Origin of the sequence: Natronospirillum operosum (assembly GCF_004768465.1) — a bacterium.
In the GTDB taxonomy this organism is placed as follows: Bacteria; Pseudomonadota; Gammaproteobacteria; order Pseudomonadales; family Natronospirillaceae; genus Natronospirillum; species Natronospirillum operosum.
In genome coordinates, this window is record NZ_SRMF01000001.1 from 362767 (window position 1) to 380484 (window position 17718).

General features: G+C 58.6%; 16 protein-coding genes. 3 read left to right on the top strand and 13 right to left on the bottom strand.

Annotated elements, in window-relative coordinates:
* Nucleotides 1-164: 164 nt before the first annotated feature.
* Together E4656_RS01720 and E4656_RS01725 are read left to right on the top strand one after the other, a co-directional pair.
* Nucleotides 165-1823, top strand: a complete 1659-nt coding sequence (locus E4656_RS01720) for a hypothetical protein (RefSeq protein WP_135480612.1) — start codon at nucleotides 165-167, stop codon at nucleotides 1821-1823.
* A gap of 212 nt (nucleotides 1824-2035) precedes the next feature.
* A complete protein-coding gene (locus tag E4656_RS01725; protein WP_135480614.1) occupies nucleotides 2036-3826 on the top strand; it encodes a family 14 glycosylhydrolase in 1791 nt (596 codons plus the stop codon).
* A 59-nt stretch (nucleotides 3827-3885) separates the two neighbouring features.
* Here the strand turns inward: E4656_RS01725 and E4656_RS01730 are convergent, their stop codons facing one another.
* From E4656_RS01730 to E4656_RS01790, 13 genes are all read right to left on the bottom strand, one after another.
* On the bottom strand, nucleotides 3886-4911 hold the full coding sequence (locus E4656_RS01730) for a phosphatidylserine decarboxylase (protein WP_135480616.1): 1026 nt from the start codon (nucleotides 4909-4911) through the stop codon (nucleotides 3886-3888).
* 83 nt (nucleotides 4912-4994) lie between these two features.
* Nucleotides 4995-5876, bottom strand: a complete 882-nt coding sequence (locus E4656_RS20585; protein WP_135480618.1) for a methyl-accepting chemotaxis protein — start codon at nucleotides 5874-5876, stop codon at nucleotides 4995-4997.
* A 108-nt stretch (nucleotides 5877-5984) separates the two neighbouring features.
* Entirely contained in the window at nucleotides 5985-6470 is a 486-nt protein-coding gene (locus tag E4656_RS01740; protein ID WP_135480620.1) for a GNAT family N-acetyltransferase, read from the bottom strand.
* Between the two features lie 32 nt (nucleotides 6471-6502).
* A complete protein-coding gene (locus E4656_RS20330; RefSeq protein WP_205849069.1) occupies nucleotides 6503-7231 on the bottom strand; it encodes a hypothetical protein in 729 nt (242 codons plus the stop codon).
* 24 nt (nucleotides 7232-7255) lie between these two features.
* The gene (locus tag E4656_RS01750; RefSeq protein WP_135480622.1) at nucleotides 7256-7897 is read right to left on the bottom strand and encodes a SatD family protein; all 642 of its coding nucleotides are present in this window, start codon (nucleotides 7895-7897) and stop codon (nucleotides 7256-7258) included.
* Between the two features lie 76 nt (nucleotides 7898-7973).
* Nucleotides 7974-9206, bottom strand: coding sequence for an NAD(P)/FAD-dependent oxidoreductase (locus tag E4656_RS01755; RefSeq protein ID WP_135480623.1), 1233 nt, complete (start codon nucleotides 9204-9206; stop codon nucleotides 7974-7976).
* A 131-nt stretch (nucleotides 9207-9337) separates the two neighbouring features.
* Nucleotides 9338-10399 (bottom strand): fatty acid desaturase, encoded by a 1062-nt coding sequence (locus E4656_RS01760; protein WP_135480625.1) that lies wholly within the window; start codon nucleotides 10397-10399, stop codon nucleotides 9338-9340.
* A 21-nt stretch (nucleotides 10400-10420) separates the two neighbouring features.
* Nucleotides 10421-11194: an ATP-binding cassette domain-containing protein gene (locus tag E4656_RS01765; protein WP_135480627.1), complete on the bottom strand. Its 774-nt coding sequence runs from the start codon at nucleotides 11192-11194 to the stop codon at nucleotides 10421-10423.
* Nucleotides 11195-11219: 25 nt separating this feature from the next.
* On the bottom strand, nucleotides 11220-12248 hold the full coding sequence (locus tag E4656_RS01770; protein ID WP_205849070.1) for an ABC transporter permease: 1029 nt from the start codon (nucleotides 12246-12248) through the stop codon (nucleotides 11220-11222).
* A gap of 13 nt (nucleotides 12249-12261) precedes the next feature.
* Nucleotides 12262-13251 carry an ABC transporter permease gene (locus E4656_RS01775; protein WP_135480629.1) on the bottom strand — a complete coding sequence of 330 codons (990 nt, stop codon included), beginning with the start codon at nucleotides 13249-13251 and terminating at the stop codon, nucleotides 12262-12264.
* Between the two features lie 71 nt (nucleotides 13252-13322).
* Nucleotides 13323-14339, bottom strand: coding sequence for a substrate-binding domain-containing protein (locus E4656_RS01780; protein ID WP_205849071.1), 1017 nt, complete (start codon nucleotides 14337-14339; stop codon nucleotides 13323-13325).
* 71 nt (nucleotides 14340-14410) lie between these two features.
* Nucleotides 14411-15244, bottom strand: a complete 834-nt coding sequence (locus E4656_RS01785; RefSeq protein ID WP_167855888.1) for a TIM barrel protein — start codon at nucleotides 15242-15244, stop codon at nucleotides 14411-14413.
* Between the two features lie 177 nt (nucleotides 15245-15421).
* Nucleotides 15422-16453, bottom strand: coding sequence for a LacI family DNA-binding transcriptional regulator (locus E4656_RS01790; RefSeq protein WP_135480632.1), 1032 nt, complete (start codon nucleotides 16451-16453; stop codon nucleotides 15422-15424).
* A 185-nt stretch (nucleotides 16454-16638) separates the two neighbouring features.
* Here E4656_RS01790 and E4656_RS01795 point away from each other — a divergent pair, with 185 nt between their 5' ends.
* Complete coding sequence (locus tag E4656_RS01795) at nucleotides 16639-17715, top strand: fatty acid desaturase family protein (protein ID WP_135480634.1); 1077 nt, start codon at nucleotides 16639-16641, stop codon at nucleotides 17713-17715.
* The last annotated feature ends 3 nt before the right edge of the window (nucleotides 17716-17718 follow it).

The window sequence follows — 17718 nt, forward strand, 5'->3', positions numbered from 1 at the left end:
TTTGCATAAATGTGAACCAGGTCAAACATCTGCGTGTGCGTTGACAGGCGCAGCCGGAATGTAAGTCGTCTGTAAGCGGTCAGGTGGAGCATGCGCCGGAGGTTGTTGGCGCCCGGGGGTAGTCAAGCGGGTCAGCGTGAACATTCAATAAGAGAGAATAACCCATGTTCAGATACAGTATCGGTGTATTGATGGCCGCTGCAGCGACGCTGCTGGTTGCCTGCAATGACAGCAGCAGTAGCAGCAGTGGGAATGGTTCGACCTCCATAAGCTGCGATGCCAATGTTTCGGTGACCGCCGGTGGCAATGGTGTGGGCTCTTCAGGATACGAGGGGCTGAGATACTTCAGGGCAGGCGATGAACTCTGTGCGCTTGACACTGGTGCTGGCACGTCATTCAGTGTTGCCACTAACTCAGAGTCCACCATGGATCTCGTTGTGACCGACTATGAGCGGGCCGGTGGCACACTCTCCTCTCCTGGTGTTGTGTTCGTGGCGGATGGGCATATCTGGTATGCAGATACAGCCTCTGCGGCCGGTAGTGTTTCTCCCCGCCAGGTGTCATCCGAGTCCGACTCGGGTGATATAGTTGAGATGGTGCTTGCCCCCGACTATCAGGATGCCAGCAAGGGGTCACTGGCCTACCACAAGCCAGGTGAAGGCTGGTTCGCTGTTGAGGTTGACCAGAACAGCTCAACGGATCCGGTGTCTTTCGGAGATGACCACATTCCGGTTGGACCCTATTATGATGGCGATCAACTGACGCACTGGATTGTGCGTGATAGCAGTGACAGCCGACTGATTCTGGTAGAAGTGCCTGACGTTGCAACCGAGACCGTTGAACTGGAAGAGAATGTAGGCTTCGTGAGCTACGTAGGTGCTGTTGCCAACAGTGATGCGCTGCTGGCAGTTGGTGATGATTTCATGTTCTTGCAAGAGGGTGGCACGGATCCCGAGTTGGTTGCAGCCACTGGTAACGGCGCGGATGCTGCCGGGGGTCTGATTGGACTTGGTTCCATTACATCAACGGCTCTGACCAAGGACACTTCCATCTTCCTTGGAGTGCAACATGATGACAATGCTGTATTGCTGGAAGCGGATGCCGTAGAAGGCACTGTGGAAGTTCTTTTTGAAGATGGGAATGCTGGCAAGTCATCGCCAGTTCTGGTTACTGCGAACGATGACTCAGTCATCATGGCGTGGAGTTTCAACCTGGGGCAGGAGGGCCATTCGGGCGTGGCCATCGTGCCGCAAGGCGGAGGCAATCTTCAGACTTTGCTGGTCAGTGATGACATTATTATCAATAGCCCTGTCCAGGGCAGGTCTGGTGATTGGGTCTACTTCAACGTCACCGATGTTTCTGATGAGGACAGCCCCGAGTACAGTGCGCGCTACTTCAATGTTACTGACACAGACGACATAACGACGCTGGACGACGCTGCCTGGACCGGATCAACGGTGAATGTCGACAGTTCCCGGACTCTCGACTATTCAGTGGATGCCACGGTTGATGCGGTGTTGCTGATTCAGAAGCAGCAAGGAGAGTCTGAGGACAAGGTGCTGGCCTATGATGCACTCGACCCGGAAGGCGGTGCTGTGGAGCTCGGTACGATACCGGGCCTGACCGGGCCGGTGGCGGCAATTGCTCCGATTCAGCAATTGCTTGGTCCTCCGACCGGGATGGGCCCTGGAAGATTGTATGTGCATGGACAAGGCACTGATCAGACGTTGCTCTATCTGGATACTCGTCACAGTGACTCCTTGGTTGAGTTGATAGAAGCCGACGTCGATGATGCTGTGATCAATGTGCAGGGCGGGTTCTGACTCTTTCAGGCTGGCCTTGATGAGATTCTTTGCGCGCAGTTGAGGCAATGGCAGGCAATCAGTTTGAAACCCTTGGGGTCTGGATCGGTGTCGGCAACGGCACCACTAGACCCCTTTTTTCCACCCCGGGTTCGATTGTCGGCAACCGCTCAGCCTGTTTAATTGTCGAGTGCAGTATAAAGACAACAACAACAAGCTGAAGGTAAACAACAATGCTGAACTTCAAACGAACACTCGGGCTGGCGGCCCTCTGTCTGGCTTCGGCCACGGTCTGGGCTGATCTGGCCGAAACCACCAATGCCATGGCCCCACTGGAGCTGCGCAACAGCAGTGAATGGAGTGCTTTCGAGTGGCAACTCGAAGAGGCTGCCGGCTATGGCCTGGATGGCGTCTCGGTGGATGTCTGGTGGGGCATGGTCGAAGGTGATGGTGATGGCCAGTATGACTGGTCCTACTATGATGCCATCTTCGACACCATCATTTCCCGGGGTCTGCAGATCATTCCCATCATGTCCTTCCACCAGTGCGGCGGCAATGTCGGGGACGATTGCGGCGAAGACGTGATCACCCGTGACGGCAACAGCTGGAAGCTGGGGCAGAGCGGCACCAACGAAATCCCCATTCCCTGGTGGATCTGGGAAGACATTCCGGCTCAGCACGCCGGTCTGAGTGACGCCGACATGCGCTACAAGAGTGAATTCGGCAACTACTCGGTGGAAACCGTATCCCTGTGGGCCGATGACTATGTACTGGACCAGTACGCCGACTTCATGGCGGCATTTCAGGACCGGTATGAGCATCTGGCCGACCACATCATCGAGCTCAACATCAGCATGGGCCCGGCCGGTGAATTGCGTTATCCGTCCTACAACCAGCATGATGACGGGCATGCCATTGCTTCTTACCCCGGGCGCGGCGCCCTGCAGGCTTACGGCCGCCTGGCCATTGAAGACTTCCAGGCCTGGGCGGAAGACAAGTACGGCAACCTGACCAGCCTCAACAATGCCTGGGGCACCAGCCTGAGCAGCTTCGATCAGGTCAACCCGCCGTCTGATGCGCAGTTCTTCTTTGATCAGCAGGATCACCTGTACAACCAGTACGGGCGTGATTTCATGCGCTGGTATCACGAATCACTGACCGCGCATGGTACCCGTATGCTGAACGCCGCCATGGATGGTTTCGATGGTGCCTTCAGTGATATCGAGCTGGGCATGAAAATCCCTGGCATCCACTGGCAGATCGGCAACCCAAGTGACAGCATGCGCCGCGTGCCGGAAATGGCCGCCGGGTTGATTCCGTCCGACATTGACATCTATTCGCCGGCTACCGGCCATGGCTACGAGAGCATGATCAGCACCACCCAGACCGGCAGTGACCCGAACCGCAATGTGGTGCTGCACTTCACGGCACTGGAAATGGGCAACCCGGACAGCTACCCGGACTACTCGCGGGCCGAAGACCTGGTGTTCTGGGTCGGCGAGGAAGGCGGCAACCAGGGCGTTGACCTGAAAGGTGAAAATGCACTGGCCGGGGGCGCCATGACTCACTTCGGCTGGGACCAGATCGAAAACGCCTTCACCCACAGCAGCTATAACGGCCTGACCATCCTGCGCCTGCAGAACGTCACCGAGAACAACATCGGCCGCAACCGCTATGCACAGTTCATTCAGAACTTCCATGCCGGCACCGGCAGTGACGGGGCGACGGTCAGCTTTACCTGCAACAATGGCAACACCTACTGGGGCCAGAGTGTCTATGCAGTAGGCGATGTTCCGGAATTGGGCAACTGGGACCCGGCCAACGGTGTTCTGCTGGATGCAACCAACTACCCGACCTGGACCGGCGCGGTCGGTGATCTGCCGGAAAACACCGGCATCGAGTGGAAATGCGTCAAACGGGAAGAAAATGATCCGAACGCGGGCGTTGAATGGCAGTCCGGCAGCAACAACCAGGTAACAACCGGCGGCGCAGGCTCGTCGGTCGGCAGCAGCGGCAGCTTCTGAGCTGTTGCACCTTGTGGCCGCTCTCGGGACGAGAGCGGCCACAGTTCCACACCTTGCAATCAGTCGGTATTGGCAGTACCCAGAGTCTGCCCCTGCAGGTAATGGGTGCCGATGTCCGCCGTCAGCCGGACCCGGTCAGCCTGATACAGCGTAATGATATCCGAGCCGCCAAACAGGAAGTACCCGAACTCCTGTCCCTTGTGGAGCCAGGCGCCTTCTTCCGGCGTCATGACCACGGAAGACACCTGCGCCATGCCGATGGGCAGTACCGCTACCAGACCCACGGGTGAATCCAGCACCAGCAGGCCACGCTGCTGCCGGAACTGGTATCCCGTGCCGTCAACTACCCCCAGTGACCCGTCCGGGTCTCTGGTGACATCCAGTACGGCCCGTCCGGAAATGTTGCGCAGCTCCTTGACGGTGCCGGCTACCGGCACATGAAAGCGATGATAGTCGTTCACGTTCAGGAAGCTGTGCGTGAATGTACCACCCCTGAATGCATCCCGATAAGGGCTGCCATCCAGCAGGTCCAGCACTGAGTGCTTGATGCCCTTGGCCGTGATGGTGGAGTGCTCGGTAATCTCCCAACTGCCCTGGTAAACACTGTCAGCCGGAGATACCACCACGCTGTCGTCACAGAGGCTCGTGATGGGCCGCTTGCCCGGCCTGATCTGGCGGGCAAAGAACTGGTTGAAGGTACGCCAGCCGCTGGGTGCGACAACATAGTCTTCAATATGAAAACTGGGGTCGGCATAGAGCGTATCCAGCTTCTGGGCCGAAGCCGGTGTATCCAGAAAGTTGCCCCAGTCTCGGGCAAAGCGGACCACCCAGCGCTGAAAGGGGTCGCTGTCCTTCAGTATTGTCGAGTGATCAATCAGGTAGTAGAACTCCATGATGGAGGCGAGCAGATTTCGCGCCGTCGGTATCAGGGTCACCATGTTGTCAAGAAAGCTGTAATAGGCCTCCAGAGTGGGTGCATCCGGCCGGTCGGCAATCTTCAGGGATTCCTTCAGCCCCTCGGTGAGATCGGGATGGAGCTCGAGAAGGGAGATCAGTTCTTCTACAATGGGTTGGTGCTGAGCCATGTCAGTTCTCCTTGCTAAGGCACGCGTTTGATGGCGAGGCGGGGTTCTGCCAACTGCAATCCCGGCAGTTGAATTCGCTGGTCTCAGAGCCGCTCAGACAGAATGTGCAGGCGCTCTATGATCTCCGAGTTGTGTTCCAGGGTGGTGGCCATTTCCTCCGCAGACGAGGCCAGGGCGGTGGCCCGACTGCCGTTGTCGTCCACGTATTCCGTAACGCGCTGCAGGAACTGATTGAACTCGCCCAGAATGCCATTGATATCTTTGGCTGACTTGGAAGTCCGGTGGGACATATTGCGTATTTCTTCTGCCACGACGGAAAAACCGCGCCCGTGCTCACCCGAACGGGCAGCTTCTATGGCGGCGTTGATGCCCAGCAGATTGGTCTGGGCGGAGAGGCCCTGGATGACTTCCAGAATGCTGTTGGTCTTGTTCAGGTGCTCGGTAATCTGCTGCGTGAACGTCATCAGTTCATGCTGAGAGGCGCTCAGGTCGCTGGCCAGGGAGGCCAGAGCTTCCGACCCCTGGGTGATCTGGCCAAAGGAGTCCCTGATGCGGGTGGCTATGTCCTGCAGCTCAGCCTGGGTCGTCAGATCAATGCCGATATCCAGCGTGCCGACAGTGGCCCCGCTGTCGTCCTTGATGGGCACCACAATGCTGCGCATGGGCACGCCATAGGCTTCCGCCGACAACTCGGTACTGTGGACCTTGCCGGTACGCATGACCTCGGGGTTGACGTCCTCCGCCGATACCGGATCACCGGGTGACAGCTCTGGGTCGACATTTTTTCCGGGTGAGATGGCCAGAAAATGTGAGCCATCACTGACGGCAACGGCGCAGTCCAGCGGGAACAGTTGCTGAATGAAGGGGATGCTGACCGCAACTGCACGCAGCAGCTCTTCACGGGTCATCGACTGCCCGCTGAAATAATCGACCGGCAGTCCAGTGTTGCTGTGGGGTAGAGTCATGATCCGACGTCCTGAATTCCTTGATCATTGGGTCCCTGATGCCTGAGTAAAGACCACTTCAGGCCAGCCGTCAAATTTTATATGCGCGGGCTGTCGATATTTTGTCGTTCAGGCGGAGTCGGCCAGTTGCTGCAGGGCTTCACCGTCTATCCGATATCCGATCCACTCCTTCATGGGCCTGGCACCCAGAGACTCGTAGAAGGCGATAGAGGGTTCGTTCCAGTCCAGCACGCTCCATTCAAAGCGTCGGCAGTCGTTGCTCAGCGCATGCTGGGCCAGGTATTTCAGCAGTGCCTTGCCGGCGCCGTGGCCACGGTACTCCGGGTCTACAAAGAGATCTTCCAGATAGATACCGCGCTTGCCGGTCCAGGTGGAGAAATTGTAGAAGTAGACCGCGAAACCGATGGGCTGGCCGTCCAGCTCGCAGATCAGGCCGTGGGTGGTGGCGCCTTCACCAAACAGGGCAAGGCGGATATCCTTTTCGGTGGCCTCCACCTGATGTTCGGCATTCTCGTACGCAGCCAGCGCGTGCACAAAGGCCAGAATCCGGGTTACATCGTTGGGACGGGCGGGGCGAATCTTCAGGTTGGTCATGACAGTCTCTTTTGGGGGTCTTCAGTCCGTTGTCAGTCAAAGGCTCTCAGGGTGAAATCGGCCACCAGTATGGTCAGCAGAGTGGACAGCAGCGTGCCGATCAGTACGTACTCGGCGAAGGGGCGTTCGTCCATCTGCCGAAAGCGGGCAAAGCCCTTGGCGGCAATGATCAGGGCGATGATGTTGTAGTTCTGGGACACCACCAGCACCAGATAGATGATCCAGCGTTCCAGAATGCCGATCACCCGGCCGGCCTTGTATTCGTCGGCATCCAGTTCGTTACTGGTAGACGGTTTGTCGCCCGGCGCGTGCGCGGCGTGCTGCAGCTTGGGTTCCAGATTGAAATACTGGAATACACAGCGAATCAGGTAATTGGCTTCCTGAGCCAGCAGCAGGCCCCCCATCAGCAGGCCCAGGTACTTGCCCAGCAGATCGGGCAGGGCGGTGATGAACTCGCGCGGCTGCAGGCCGACCAGGGTGTCGGCAAGCAGTGTCAGCACCACCAGCACGATAACCGAGTCAACCAGACTGGCCAACCGGGTGGCGTTCAGCCAAGAGGCTGGCAACCAGCGCTCGGCCAGCCAGTAGATCAGCACCAGCAGGGCCACCAGCACGACCCAGCCCAGGGTGAACTGGTAGACCAGCAGCGCCGAGGCGGCCATCAGACCACTCAGTATGAGTACCCGCTGCCGGCTGGCCGGCTGATCGGGCAACCCCCAGCGAATCAACAACAGCAGATTGAAAAAAATCAGTGCCGCCATCTGTGTCTGCAGACTCCTGTCCGGTTAGGTGCGGTTCAATGCTTGGTACAGCAGGCTGTCGACCAGCTGCAGCAACTCCATGATCAGTTCCAGATCACCATCGCGTATATTCCGGTACACCGCCTGCACACTGAGGTCCAGATCGGCCGCAATGGTGCCGGGTGACTGTTCTGACAGCAAACGATACAGTATTTCAAAGCGGTTCGCCCGCCATTTGCGGGTCAGGCTGTCGATGGCATCCAGCAGGGCCGTAGCCCAGCGCTGATCCGCCTCTTTCAGGCCGCCAATGGCCCATTGTCGGTCATTGTCTTTCAGGCGTTCAATGCCGGCGCGCGCCGCATAGAAGGCCGCGCCGTCCATGCCCAGCGCCTGCTTCTTGTTGATCGGTGTGGCCAGCGCGCCGACACCCAGTGAGAACCGCACCCGCATGGGCAGCAGGGTCGCCTGAATGCGCAACAATTCGGGCCAGAGCCCATCCAGTCCGGAGCGCACGGCCTGAAACTCATCGCCCAGCGTCAGGGTATAGGGTGACACCAGGGTATCAGGGGCCGCTGTATTCAGGCTGTCCAGGCACTGGCTCAGCTGGCGCTGCAGGCCGGCCCGGTCCTCTGCGGTGCGGGAGCGGACCAGATCGCCGATCAGGACCAGATAGTGTGGTTGGGCCATATTAAACCACTATGGTTTACTTTTATTTTCTAAACCATAGTGGTTTATTTTTTAAAAGTAAACCTTTTTGGTTTAATCAGGCTTTCAGCAGCGGTTTCAATGGTGCCTCCGGGTCGGCCAGCACTTCCGGGTTCGGCTTGATGCCCCGATTGATCAGCCGTTCGCACACCTTGATGTCACGGGCAATCGCATTGCCTTCGGCAACACCGGCAGCACCGGCCAGAGAGCCGTCACTGCGCAGACTGAACAGCAGCCGGCCGCGTTCGCCCAGATCCCGCGTAATGGTTTCGCTGCCCTGGTCCGTCATGCCCACAATCTGCAGGCCAAGATCAAACTGATCGGACCAGAACCAGGGTGCCTTTTCGTATGATTCGCTTTCCCCCAGCATGTTGCGGGCGGCCACCTCGGCCTGTTCCTGTGCGCAGCGCCAGGATTCCAGCCGGATGCGCAGGTCATCATAGAGCGGGTGCGGGAAGGAGCAGCAATCACCGGCGGCAAAGATATCCGGGTCTTCGGTGCGCATGCCGCCGTCGACTGCCACGCCGTTCTCGATGCGCAGGCCGGCCGATTCGGCCAGGCCGGTGTTGGGGGCGGCGCCGACGCCGGCAATAATCATGTCGGCCTGAATGGTCTGGCCGTTGGACAGGGTCAGCATGCGCCGGTCATGCCGGGTGTTGACGTCGGTAATTCGGGTCGACAGGTGGATGTTGACCCCGCGGGCCTCGTGCTCGGCCCGGATCTTTTGTGCAATGACCCCCGGCACAGCGCGTTTCATCAGTTCATCCTGCAGCTCCAGCACATGCACCTCGGCACCGCGCTGGCGCAGCGAAGCCGCCACTTCAAGGCCGATGAAGCCACCGCCAATAATCACCGCATGCAGGCCTTCGCGAATGCGCTCGCGGATGCGGTCCGAATCTTCGGCTGAGCGCAGCAGCAGAATGGACGGGTCCGGCACCTTGGGAATGCGGATACGCCGCGCGCTGGCGCCCATGGCCAGCAGCAGCTTGTCGTAATGCAGGGTTTCACCGCTACGGGTCATCAGGGCCTTCGCATCGCGCTTGATGGCTTCAACGGTCACGCCTGGCCGGAAGTCGATGTCCAGTTCGTCCAGACGGCCGCTGCCGCCGATATCCGTCAGGCTGTCATGCGCACCGGTCAGGTAGGCCTTGGACAGGGGCGGGCGTTCATAGGGCGTATGGGGCTCTTCGCCCAGAAGGGTGATGGGGCCCGTCCACCCCTGGTCACGCAGGGTTACTGCTGCCCGCACACCGGCTTCGCCGGCTCCGATAATGACCATGCCTGCACTCATTGATAGGGTCCTCTAGTCTGATAGGTCTGTCAGGTCTCGTTATGGGGCCTATTGTCGCCTCTCGCACGACTGGATGCCACCAGTCATCAAAACAAAAAAGGGGGGCATGCGCCCCCAATACCCTCAGTCAGTCAGGGTATCTGTTCTCCGTCAGGTATCTGACGAGAGACAAACCAGGTCGGATCCTGTCTTTGCCGCAGCAACACAGGGATGATTTCCCGATACGCAGCCAGCAGGCTGGGGTAGGGCGGTGGGCATTGACCCTTTATCTGTTCATGCAGCTGTGGCAACTGGTGAAAGGGCACCATCGGAAACATGTGGTGTTCCAGATGGTACTGCATGTTCATGTACAGGAAACCGAAGACCGGGTTGAACCTGACGGTTCGACAGTTCAGTCGATGATCCAGAACATTTTCCGGTAACCCGGCATGCTGGGTCAGGTTGAAGACATGAGCCAGAGGTCCCCCGTAGAAGCGCGGCAGCATGACCAGCAGCAGTGGCAGCAGGGTGCTCCAGTAGAGACTGGCGCCGAGCACCAGCAACCAGAGCGCCACGTAGATTCGGCTGGCGCGATACATGCGGGGCAGTTCCTGCGCCGGGACGATCTCTCTGGTTTCGGCACTGACACTGCCAGCGGCATGACGCAGAATGCGCATCATTTCCTTTGGTCCCGAGTGCAGGTAGAACAGCTCAAGTGCCAGTGCCGCCAGGCTGGGCGGGCGCGTGGCCGTGATCTCACGGTCTCGGCCCTGAATCAGCGTATCCGTGTGGTGACGGGCATGGCTCCAGCGCCAGTAAATGGCTTCGTGATGGCACATGAAGCCGGTCAGATGCATAAAAGTGGTATTGAGCCAGCGGGTCCGGAACGGTGTGCCGTGCCACATCTCGTGAATAATGTGGTCACTGGCACAGTACAGCACGCCATACAGCATGAATGCCGGCAAAGCCCACCAGGTACCCCAACTGTAGATGGCCAGGACGCCAGTGCCGATCAGCAGGACCAGCCAGAGCCCCAGGTGGCGCAGCGCCGGGCCATTGCGGCGCTGCATCAGTTGCTTCATCGTCTTGCGGTCGATATCACACCGGTGCCAGTTGGCCGAGGCCAGGCCTCGGCGGACCGCCTCTTCGCTCTGCGGCCCGGTCAGGCTGTAGTCGTACTCCTGTCGGGCCTGTTGCTTCAGCGTGGTGCTCATGGCAGAGCCTCCGGCCACCCGTCAGGCGGCGTCAGTGCAATTGCGACCACCGTCACGGATGATCTGTTCCAGGTCGTCGGCGCTCATTTCATCCTTGCGCACATCAGCTACCTTGGCCCCGTTTTCCATGATCACCACCCGGTCGGCCAGGCGATGCACCTGATAGACATCATGGGTAATATAGATGACCAGCAACCCTTGCTCTTTCAGCTGTTGGGCCAGTTCATTCACATGCTCGCGCTCGCGCACCGAGAGGTGGTTGGTGGGCTCGTCCATGATGATGACTCTGTTCTTGAAGGCTACGGCCCGACCGATCTTGACCGACTGGCGCTCACCGCCAGACAGCGTAGCCACTTCATCATCCACCGAGACGTTGTCGCGCAGCCCAAAGGTATGCACAACATCATTGCTGGCCTTGCGCATGGCCTTGAAATCAAGGAAGGGTATGCCGAGAATCCGCTTCACCGGCTCCCGCCCGAGAAAGAAGTTGCGCGCAATGCTGAGGTTGTCACAGAGTCCGACGGACTGCTGGATGGTCTCGATACCAAACTCGATAGCCTGCTTGGGATGAAACTTCTCCACCTTCCGGCCCGCGAAACAAACCTCGCCGGAGGTCGGTGCATACACGCCCGACATCACGTTGATCAGGGTCGTCTTGCCGGCACCGTTGTCACCGACCAGGCCAATCAGCTCACCGCCATACAGTTTCAGATCGATGTTTTTCAACGCATGAAAACTGCCGAAACTCAGGTTGAGATTGCGCACCTCGATCAGAGGCGTCTTGTTGTTGTCCATGATCCTGTCCTCTTTTGAATCTGTTTTAGCGCAGTCGCAGCGCCCATTGCCGTACTCGGGCATCCAGCAGCGCAGCACAGATAACGAAGGTCGCCATCACCACCAGATAGAGTTGCGGTGTGGTGCCGGTAATGACCAGATAGCTCTGAATACTGGCCAGAATGAAGGCACCGGCTATGGTGCCGATGATGCTCATGCGGCCGCCGGCCAGGGCACAGCCTCCGACCACGCAGGCTGCAATGGCCTCCAGCTCCATCAGACGACCCGTGGTGCCATCGGCATAACCCACCTTGTTGGCTTCCAGAATGCCCGCAAAGGCTGCGCACAGGCCCACCACAATGAAAGCGGTCAGCTTGACGCGGCGTACGCGGACGCCTCTTGAAGTGGCGCTTTTGGCATCTCCACCCACGGCCAGCAGTCGGTTGCCGAACGGCATGGTGAACATCACCAGATGCAGAACCACCATGAACGCCAGCATCCAGAGCACCGAGTTGTTGAAACCGAAGAAGGTGCCACTGCCAAAGGCCAGATAACCGTCCATGGCCAGTCGTTCTGCCAGGGGAATGCGCAGGGCGCCATCCTGTACCAGCATGTAGGCGATGCCGCGGAAAATGAACAGTGAACTGAGCGTGATGATCAGCGAGGGGATGCCCAGATAGGCCACCAGATAGCCATTGAAGGCGCCGATCATGAAACCGACCAGCAGCGCCGTGCCGACCGCAGCAAACACCCCGAATTCCGGGGCCAGGGCCAGAAAGGTCATGGCGCCCATCGCAAAGATGGAGCCGACTGAAATGTCGATTTCGCCGGCACAGATGACCAGCGATTGCCCGATGGCGATGATGGCCAGAACGGCAGTCACATGGGTGACAGATACCATATTGGCATGATTGAGAAACACGCCGTTGGTGGTCACTGCAAACACCAGCGTCAGCACCAGTGCCACCAGCACGGCAATGGTTTCCCGATAATGCACCAGACCCCGCATGAGGCTCCGGCGGGTGCGTATGACCACGGAGTCCGCAGGCCCGTGAGTAGTGGTTGTGGCAGTCATGGAGTCTTCTCCTCTATTCTGCGGCCGGTTGCTTGCCATAAATCCACACCCCCAACAGTCGGTTGAAGACCACCACACTGATCAGCAGTACACCCACAAAGGTAATGAACCAGCTGGACGGCGCACCCATACCCACCAGTTGGTAGCGCACGGAGACAATGATCAGGGCGCCGAGGATGGCCCCCAGCACGGTGCCGCGACCACCCCGCAGCGAGCAGCCACCAACGATAGCCGCCGCAATGGCTTCCAGCTCGAACTGGTAGCCCATGGACACATAGGTCTGGGGACGGTCGGCGATGGTCAGAATGCCGGCGAAGGCTGCCAGCACGGAGCAGGCTACAAAGGCCCAGGTCTTGATCAGGTCATTGCGCACCCCGCGGGACAGGGCACTGGGGGCGTCACCGCCGACTGCATAAAGCTGGTTGCCAAAGGCACTTCGAGTCAGCAGCAGATGGAAGATCAGCGCCACCAGCAGAAAAATCCACACTGAATTGGGTATGCCCATGGCCTGACCGCCCAGCAACTGATTGAACCAGTGCTGGCGCGCTTCAGTGGCGAATCGAGGCACGCCAGCGCCGGTCATCAGATAGATGGCGCCCCGGTAAAAGAACAGACCGCACAGGGTGACAATAACGGCGGACAGTTTGCCGCGCAGGATCAGGGCCGCATTGATCAACCCGATCAGTGCAGCGCCCATCAGCACGGCTGTTGCAGCACCAATGACGCCCAACTGAGGCTCGAACAAAATGTAGGAAATGCCACCAATGCCGTACACCGAGCCTACCGACAGGTCGACCTCTTTCACGATCAGTACCAGCGTCTGGCCCAGTGCAACGAGGCCGAGAATGGCACTGAAATGCAGGACATTGCGCATGGTGAACGCGTTGAAAAAGCCATCGTAGTCCAGGGTGGCAAAACCGAGGAACAGCACGGTGGCTATCAGTATGGCACCGAAATCCGGTCGTTTGATGACCTTCTCCCAGTGCAGTTTAGCGGTATCCATAGAATCTACCCCAGGACAGTCAAGGAGAACCGGGGCCAGCGCACAGGGTATGCACGCCAGCCCTCAAGGTCTTACCAGGTAATCATTTCCTCGTAACCGCTGTCGCCAAAGACCTGGCGCAATACCTGCTCCCACTGGTCGACGTTGGAGGCATCGATTATTGACGGTCCGGTCAGGATGTCGGAAGCCGGCTCGAAACCATAGTGCACCTTCCAGAACAGCCAGTTCATGGTCTCGTAGCCCTGCAGCCAGAAGCCCTGAGAGGTGGACGCGAGCATGTTGCCGAGCTGCACGCCGGATACATGCTGAGAGGAAGCATCCGTGGTGACAATATAAACGTCATCGCGGCCCAGTTCCTCGGTCACGCCGTGAATGACCGGACCCTGATCCCCGGCCGGACCGAAGATATAGTTGATGTCATCGTTGCGTGCGAGGAAGGAACCCAGGATGTTGCGTGCCTGCGCCGGATCCCAGGCCGTGGTCAGCACCTCGGTATCGATCCCTGCCTCTGCCATGCCGTCAATCATGCCCTGGCAGCGTGCCACCAGACCGGAATGACCGGCATCGGGGTTGTTGCACAGGACGCGGTTCGGCATGTCGATCTCCCCGGCCTCGGCACGGCGCAGAATGTACTCCGCCATATGCAAACCATCCAGATAGAGGTCGGTACCGACATAGGTCACATAGGGGATCTTTTCATCAGCATCGCGCAGATCCGGGGTGTTGAACGCCACCACCGGAATGCCGGCATCGATGGCCCGCTGAATGGCCCCCTCCAGTGCTGGCGCATCCGTGATGGCGACCGCCAGACCGTCAGGGTTGGTCGCGATGGCCTGCTCGATCAACTGAATATAGCGCTGGGTGCTCACTTCGCTGGTAGCGATGTATTCCGTCTTCACTTCCGGGAAGCGCCGTTCGAACTCCGCAAGCGAAGCATCGAACCAGCGGGCATTGATGTCGTTGGCGCCAATATGAGACACCATGACCAGTCGGTACTGGGCGTCTGCTGCGGCACTGCCTGCCAGCAGCCCTGCACTCAGGGTGATGCCAGCGCAGAATTGCGCCATCTTTTTGGCCAGGTTTTTCATGATTTCTCTCCTGTCTGTGGTTGTTTTTATCGAGACATGGTGATGCGCTTTGGCAGCGCTTTTTTCCGGCTTCAGGCGGTTCCCGCCAGTTGTTGGTCCAGAAACTGAATGCTTTGCCGGACAAGCGACTCGTGATCGTCTGCATCCTGGACACTGCGCGCAAAGGGCTCGAAGGAGAAGTAGCCGCGATAACCCGCACGCAGCAACTCGTTCATCTGGCCGCAGTTGTCCATGATGTCGTCGCGCCCGACCATGATGCGATGGCTGTCCTGCAGCTCAGCGCGTGGTGTGGTGCGGGCACTGACACCCGATATGTGTACAAGCTCGGTCATCCGGGGATAGACCTGCGTTTCATCAGCCACATGGTGATGAAAGCTGTCCTGCAGCAGGCCGAAGGTCTGCCAGGCGTCCAGAGTATCGATCGCCTTAACGGCACTTTGCTTGCTGCGCAGAGACGAGATGGAAAAGCCCAGAGGCTCGATCAGGCCCTTGATGCCGGCGTCAGCCAGCAGGGGTTCAAGCCGGTTCAGTGACTCCAGAAGACGCTGGCGGCCGGTCTCGGAATCGACTTGATAGGAAGCCAGGTTGACCGGACACATCACCAGATAGTCACCACCGCAGATGACGACCTGTTCAATCATTGCCCGGGCTTCCCGGTCGCGGTCGTCGGTCCAGTAGTTGAACTGCTGCAGCGCATTGATGCTGAGTATTCTGATACCGTGGTCATCGGCGGCCTGCCGGGCCTGGCGCGCATCGGCGGCAGTCCTGATGCTGTGTTCGCCAATGTCATTGCGCAGTTCAACGGCATCAATGCCCACCCGGCTGGCAAGGCTGCAGAAGGCCCTGGTGTCCAGTCTGGGGGCCAGAATATGATTCAACGCATACTGGGGCTTGGGTGCAGTCACGATTCGATCTCTCCAGAGTGTTGTTCTTGTAGTTGATCTGGATCAATGGTTAGGAATCGTGATGATTCATGTCAAACAATGGATCACAACTTTGATGTAGTTCTATCAAAAAACATCATAATTGGGATCAGAATACCGCAGCTTGAAAGTTTTACCGCATGAATTGTTCAGCGGCTCCTATACACTTTCCGATATGTAGAGATCGGCATTCAGCGGCACCTCGGTCATACCCACCCGGTTGGGGTTGCCCAGAGCATCAATCATGGCCTCAATGGTCTTTGCAGACAGCCGTTCGATGGGAGTGGCGGTGACCATGTCAATGGTGCCGTCGAGCAGCGCTTCCCGTGTGGTGGGGGTGAGCTCGTTGCACACAACGATCAGGTTCTCGCCTGTCCGTTCATCCCGCAGGGCCTGAATCAGGCCCTCCACACCGCCGCCGGCGCTGAAAATGCCGACCAGGTCGGGGTTGCTGGTCACCATATCCATGGCCGCCTCATAGGCCAGCTTGCTGTCGTCCAGATCAATGATGGACTCCATGACGGTGAACCGGGGTGTGTACTCGCGCAGGTAACTGCGAAAGCTGATCTCCGACATTTCCTGGCCCAGATACCGATGAGTGCCCAGCATGATACCGACCTGACCGGGTCGCCGGCTCAGGCGGGATATGGCCCAGGCGGCAGTGCGCCCGCGCTTGCGGTTGTCGACCCCGAGAAACCCGGCGCGACCGGGTGCAACGACATCCGAGAGCAGGCAGAAAACAGGTATGCCACGGGCAGAAATCTCGTCGATGGCGGCGCTGACCTGGGTGTGATTGACTGCCACTATGGCGATGGCATCTGCCGTCTCCGCCGCTGCATGGAGCCGCTCTGCCAGTACGCCCGGCACAATATCGGCAACAAACTCCACCGTGGCCTCGCCATTGATATCAGCATGGCCGGCAGTTGCCTGTTCCATGGCTTTGCCCAGTTGCTGATAGAAGTAGTCTTCGCCTTTCTGCAGAATGAAGTGGAATCGATAGTGCGGCATGGATTCCCGCATACGCTGGCGGATCAGACCGGCTGCATGGTAGCCGATGCGCTCTGCGGCCAGCAGGACGCGCTGCGCTGTATTTTCCCGAACTCGATGGCGGTTGTTCAGAACCCGGTCAACGGTAGCCACGCTGACGCCGGACTCGCGAGCCAGATCCTTGATGGTAGGGCGGCGACTCATGGCGGTATTCCTCTTTTTCAGTCAGTCAGAAAGACCAGATTATCTCAAAAACATCATTATTTCATGAATTAAAATGATGTAAAATGATAGGTTATGTCATTCTTGCTTGTGCTGCGTTGTGGGGGCGTTCTAAAGTCTGGCTCAACAATAATCCAACAAGATGCATCATGAAGGAGGTTCTCCGCATGGCCTCGAAGATCCCAGCCCGTGATTACAGCCTGATCGGCGACACTTCACGTCGGGCACGTGAACAGGGTCTGGTCACCGCCCAATGGTACCAGACCGAGATTCCACGCAAGACGCTGAAGCAGCTCATGAAGCGGCGTGACGGACCGGCCATTCGAGATACTCTGGGTTGGTTTGCGCTGCTTGCGGTGACAGGGGGGCTGGTTGTTGCGCTCTGGGGCAGTTGGTGGGTTGTGCCCGTTTTGCTGGTGTATGGCGTGTTCTATGGCTCAGCCTCCGATTCCCGCTGGCATGAGTGTGGCCACGGTACCGCCTTCAAGACACGCTGGCTGAATGACTGGCTGTATCAACTGGCCTGTTTCATGATCATGCGCGAGCCGACCCCATGGCGCTGGAGTCATGCCCGTCATCATACCGACACCATCATCGTCGGCCGGGACCCCGAGATAGCGGCGCCGAGGCCCACCAGTCTGGCGCACCATATACTGGCCTTCTTCACTTTGCCGCAGACCTGGACCACGCTCAAATCGGTGGCCAGGCACAGCCTGGGCCAACTGAGCGTCGACGAGGCGGATTACATCCCCGAGATGGAACAACCTCGAGTGTACCGCACAGCACGGGTCTGGCTGCTGCTTCACGGCCTGATTATCGCCACTGCTGTGCTGCTGCAGTCCTGGTTGCCGGTCATGCTGGCCGGAGTATTGCCGACGCTCTACGGCGGCTGGCTGTCCTATATTTTCGGGCTGACCCAGCATGCCGGCCTGGCCGAGAATGTGCTGGACCATCGCCAGAACTCCCGCACGGTGCGCATGAATCCGGTGTTCCGGTTTATCTACTGGAACATGAACTATCACATTGAGCATCATATGTATCCGATGGTGCCCTACCATGCCTTGCCGCAGTTGCATCAAGCGCTGAAGCATGACATGCCACCGGTCTATCCCAGCACCTGGGCGGCCTACCGCGAGATTATTCCGGCGCTGTGGCGACAGAGAACAGACCCGGACTACTTTGTCAGGCGTCCCGTGCCTGCAACGGGAAAAACACCCGATGCTGCCGCTCCGGCGGCGGCCTGACTG

What these genes read in the sequence shown, in the direction of transcription:
- E4656_RS01720 (WP_135480612.1), top strand. Translation starts at nt 165, where the DNA reads ATGTTCAGATACAGTATCGGTGTATTGATGGCCGCTGCAGCGACGCTG.
- E4656_RS01725 (WP_135480614.1), top strand. Translation starts at nt 2,036, where the DNA reads ATGCTGAACTTCAAACGAACACTCGGGCTGGCGGCCCTCTGTCTGGCT.
- E4656_RS01730 (WP_135480616.1), bottom strand. Translation starts at nt 4,911, where the DNA reads ATGGCTCAGCACCAACCCATTGTAGAAGAACTGATCTCCCTTCTCGAG.
- E4656_RS20585 (WP_135480618.1), bottom strand. Translation starts at nt 5,876, where the DNA reads ATGACTCTACCCCACAGCAACACTGGACTGCCGGTCGATTATTTCAGC.
- E4656_RS01740 (WP_135480620.1), bottom strand. Translation starts at nt 6,470, where the DNA reads ATGACCAACCTGAAGATTCGCCCCGCCCGTCCCAACGATGTAACCCGG.
- E4656_RS20330 (WP_205849069.1), bottom strand. Translation starts at nt 7,231, where the DNA reads ATGGCGGCACTGATTTTTTTCAATCTGCTGTTGTTGATTCGCTGGGGG.
- E4656_RS01750 (WP_135480622.1), bottom strand. Translation starts at nt 7,897, where the DNA reads ATGGCCCAACCACACTATCTGGTCCTGATCGGCGATCTGGTCCGCTCC.
- E4656_RS01755 (WP_135480623.1), bottom strand. Translation starts at nt 9,206, where the DNA reads ATGAGTGCAGGCATGGTCATTATCGGAGCCGGCGAAGCCGGTGTGCGG.
- E4656_RS01760 (WP_135480625.1), bottom strand. Translation starts at nt 10,399, where the DNA reads ATGAGCACCACGCTGAAGCAACAGGCCCGACAGGAGTACGACTACAGC.
- E4656_RS01765 (WP_135480627.1), bottom strand. Translation starts at nt 11,194, where the DNA reads ATGGACAACAACAAGACGCCTCTGATCGAGGTGCGCAATCTCAACCTG.
- E4656_RS01770 (WP_205849070.1), bottom strand. Translation starts at nt 12,248, where the DNA reads ATGACTGCCACAACCACTACTCACGGGCCTGCGGACTCCGTGGTCATA.
- E4656_RS01775 (WP_135480629.1), bottom strand. Translation starts at nt 13,251, where the DNA reads ATGGATACCGCTAAACTGCACTGGGAGAAGGTCATCAAACGACCGGAT.
- E4656_RS01780 (WP_205849071.1), bottom strand. Translation starts at nt 14,339, where the DNA reads ATGAAAAACCTGGCCAAAAAGATGGCGCAATTCTGCGCTGGCATCACC.
- E4656_RS01790 (WP_135480632.1), bottom strand. Translation starts at nt 16,453, where the DNA reads ATGAGTCGCCGCCCTACCATCAAGGATCTGGCTCGCGAGTCCGGCGTC.
- E4656_RS01795 (WP_135480634.1), top strand. Translation starts at nt 16,639, where the DNA reads ATGGCCTCGAAGATCCCAGCCCGTGATTACAGCCTGATCGGCGACACT.